Origin of the sequence: Deinococcus sp. (genome assembly GCF_030523985.1) — a bacterium.
Classification (GTDB): Bacteria; Deinococcota; Deinococci; order Deinococcales; family Deinococcaceae; genus Deinococcus.
In genome coordinates, this window is record NZ_JAUNHK010000063.1 from 1 (window position 1) to 3,416 (window position 3,416).

The 3,416-nt window shown below is 65.8% G+C and carries 4 protein-coding genes and 1 other RNA gene; 4 read left to right on the plus strand and 1 reads right to left on the minus strand.

Annotated features, from left to right (window positions below; all coding sequences use genetic code 11):
- Positions 1 to 369: 369 nt before the first annotated feature.
- Positions 370 to 717: a transfer-messenger RNA gene (gene ssrA, locus Q4C89_RS09905) on the minus strand.
- Between the two features lie 89 nt (positions 718 to 806).
- On the opposite strand from ssrA, the gene mqnP reads away from it, so the two are divergent.
- From mqnP to Q4C89_RS09925, 4 genes are all read left to right on the plus strand, one after another.
- Positions 807 to 1,703: a menaquinone biosynthesis prenyltransferase MqnP gene (gene mqnP / locus Q4C89_RS09910; protein WP_303102448.1), complete on the plus strand. Its 897-nt coding sequence runs from the start codon at positions 807 to 809 to the stop codon at positions 1,701 to 1,703.
- A complete protein-coding gene (locus Q4C89_RS09915) occupies positions 1,685 to 1,993 on the plus strand; it encodes a hypothetical protein (protein WP_303102449.1) in 309 nt (102 codons plus the stop codon). Before mqnP ends, Q4C89_RS09915 begins: the two co-directional genes overlap by 19 nt.
- A 46-nt stretch (positions 1,994 to 2,039) precedes the next feature.
- Positions 2,040 to 2,492: a hypothetical protein gene (locus Q4C89_RS09920; protein ID WP_303102450.1), complete on the plus strand. Its 453-nt coding sequence runs from the start codon at positions 2,040 to 2,042 to the stop codon at positions 2,490 to 2,492.
- A gap of 55 nt (positions 2,493 to 2,547) precedes the next feature.
- Positions 2,548 to 3,416 (plus strand): LysM peptidoglycan-binding domain-containing M23 family metallopeptidase (locus Q4C89_RS09925; RefSeq protein WP_303102451.1); only part of this gene is annotated, 869 nt, incomplete at its 3' end.

Below are 3,416 nucleotides of genomic sequence, written 5' to 3' on the forward strand. Positions count from 1 at the left end.
TGCGCGGTCAAGACCCAGTTGAGGTCTTGGTCAGCCTCAGCCGCTAATCAGATACATATTTAATTCTAGAGCCGCCTGTGACCTTTCTCTAGCAGGGTAGTTGCACCTTTCACAGCCTCAGATTCTTTCTTACCTAATATCCATTAGATATGAAAAATCAGACCCTACCCTATGAGTCTGGAATCGTTAGTCTAACGGTGTTAATATGCATCTGCGGTACTGAACAGACGGCATTTATGCTGTGTGAGACAGCAAAAACTTGCAGGCACTGGCAGACCAGAGATTTTAAGTCGAATGCGTCTACCATTCCGCCATCCCGACGCAGCGGGGGGAGTATATAAGAAAACCCCGCCGTGTGGCGAGGTTCGGTGGTGGAGGTGGGCGGAGTCGAACCGCCGTCCAAAGGTCCGTCCAGCGTGCGTCTACGTGTGTATCCCGCTGTTTGATTGTCGGGCCTGCGCTCACCAGCGGGCGGGTTCTCGCAGGCCGTAGCTCCATGAATGTTCGCCGTCGGCTATGGAGAGTCGCCTGGGCTAGCCTTCTTTTTTAGTGACTTCCGCGACGCCAAAGGCCGGGCTGCGCGGTCGTCATCTCACTTAAGCAGCGAGAGCGTATTCAGTGTTGCCAGTTAATGGCTTTGCCGTTTGTTTACGAGGCCAACGGCACCTCGACACGCAACATCACTTTCAGTTCCCCTGTCGAAACCGGGTCACCCCCAGTGGGTGCCTTGCAGCACCGAACCACTATAGCAGGCCGCATGAATTCTGCCTGAGCCAAAACGCTTAGCGAAGGTTTATGCTGAGCGGGTGAGTGCTGCCGCCCGAGACGGAAAACCCGTCAAAACCTACCTGGAACTGGTCAAATTCGAGCACACCGTCTTCGCGCTCCCCTTCGCCTACGCGGGCATGTTGCTGGCGAGTCTGGCCCAAAACGGGACGTGGTGGCCGGGCTTTTCCACCTTCTTCTGGGTCACGGTGGCGATGGCGGCGGCCCGCACGGCAGCGATGGCCGCCAACCGCGTCATTGACCGGGCCATAGACGCCCGCAATCCGCGCACGGCGGGCCGCGAAGTGCCGAGCGGCAAGGTCAGCCCCGCGCAGGCCTGGGCACTGGTGGGCGTCAGCGTGGTGGTGCTGCTGTTCGCGGCGTGGCAGCTCAACCCCCTGTGCGTGGCGCTGTTGCCGCTGGCGCTGATTTTCCTGATCGGCTACCCCTACACCAAGCGATTTACCTGGCTGTGTCACGCCTGGCTGGGCATTACCGACGGGGCGGCGGCGGCGGGCGGCTGGATTGCCGTGACGGGGCAGTTTCATCCCGTGGCCTGGGCGCTGTGGGCGGTGGTCATCTTCTGGATGATCGGCCTGGACACCATCTACGCCACGATGGACTACGCCTTTGACCGCGCCAACAACATCAAGAGCATTCCCTCGCGCTTCGGCATTCCGGCGGCCCTGCGGATAGCGGCGGTCAGCCACGCCCTCACCTTCGGGCTCTTGCTGCTGGTCGGCGTGCTGGCCGGGGCAAGCGTGTGGTACTACCTCGCCGCGCTGGTGATGGGGGCCATCCTGCTGTTCGAGCATGCCATCGTGGACCCCGACGACCTGGGCCGGGTCAACGTGGCCTTTTTCGATGCCAACATGTGGCTGGCCGTCACCATGCTGCTCGGGGTGCTGATGGACGTGGTATGGCGCAGCCTGGGCTGAACCTGGACTGGATTCCGCCCGGGGCCGCCGCCGCGTTCGTGGAAGGCGACGAACACGCGGCGAGAACGTGGCTGGCCCGCGCACGGGACGCCGCCCCTCCCGGCAGCCTGGACTGGGCGCGGCTGGAGCGGCTTTACGGACTGGTGTCCATCCACGTACTGCGCGAGGTGGAAGGCACCTTTGCGCTGGAACGGGCCGACGCCACGCTGCTGGCACTGGGGGCCGAGCTGCCCACGCTGGACTGGCTGGAGCAGCGGGCAGCGCAGCAAGGGGCCGAAGACCTAAAATGAACCCCATGCTCCTGTCCCCCCTTGCCTGTTTGCCGGGTGACCCGGTTTGACCACAGAGCGCACCCTGGAAACGTCCGAGCAGGAGTTCGCCGACCGCTTTGCCGCCTACGCCGCCACGGGCGAGCTGTACCCGCAACGTGAGGGCAGCCCGCTGCTGGAATTCGTGGCGGGGGGCCGGGTGCTGTACCTGTTCGACCGCTGCGGCCCTTACGCGGCCCGGCCCGGCGCGGCGCGGGTGGTCGTTCATGGGATGCTCGACCCGGCCCAGACCGCCGTGCTGGGCAGCCCCGCCGAAGAAAGCCTGAGCGTGCAGGGCGTATCGGCGCTCAGCGGGTGCGGGCAGGTGCTGGAGGCCAGTCGGCGCGTCTGGGTGGTGCAGGCACGGGTGCCACTGGTGCTGGCCGCCTTCGCGCCGCTGCCCCCCGTGCGGGCAGGCGACTGGGTGCAGTTCGTGACCCTGCCGCCCCTGCACGGCTTCGTGCTGCACGGCGCCGAGTAGTCAGGGGGGTAGCGCCGCCCCGTCTTCTCACCCACCGCCCGGTATCTTCGGGGGCATGAAGGCCCGTTTCCTGCTTCTCGCCGCCCTGCTCTCGGTTTCCGCCTCGGCCTACACCGTCAAGAAGGGAGACACCTTCTACTCCCTGGCCCGCGCCAGTGGCGTGTCGGTGGACGAACTGCTGCGGCTCAACGGCCTGAGCAGCCCAGAACTGCGCGTGGGGCAGGTCATCCGGTTGCCGGGTGAGGCCGCCCCCAATGCTCCCAAACCCACCGCGCCGCCTGCCCCTACGGTCAAGCTGCCCACCGTCGCCACTTCTGCCCACGTGCTGAAGCTGCCGGGGGTCACCATCACCGCGCCCAAGGGTCTGCGGATGGGCGACGGCTTCGTGCTGCGGCTGAGCGGCGAGCGAGCCGGCGAAACCACCGTGCGCTTTCCCAGCGAGGTCGGTGAGGACGTGCGGCAGCCGAACGAAGAACTGCGGCCTGTGGGCGCGGCGGGCGAGTACGTCGTGCCGGGCCGGGTGGTGCTGGGCAAGGAAACGCCCGTGGTGTACGAGGTGCGGCTGGGCGACAGCGTGGTCAAGGGCCAGATTCCGGTGAGGAGCCTGGGGCAGCCCACCCAGCACCTCAACCTGCCGCCGAGTGTCAGCAAGGTGCTGGTGGACCCCGCCCGCGCCGCCGAGGACGCCGCCGTGGAGCAGGCGTACAACCGCCGCACGCCGCAGGCCTGGACCAAACCCTTCGCTGCGCCACTGGCGAACGTGGGGCGCGTCAGCAGCGGCTTCGGGCAGCCCCGCACCTATGTCAAGGGCGGCAAGGTGGCCTACCACTACGGCACCGACTACCCCGCGCCTGTGGGAACACCGATTCTGGCGGTCAACGACGGCACGGTGGTGATGGCGGGCAAGTACCCGGTGCGCGGCGG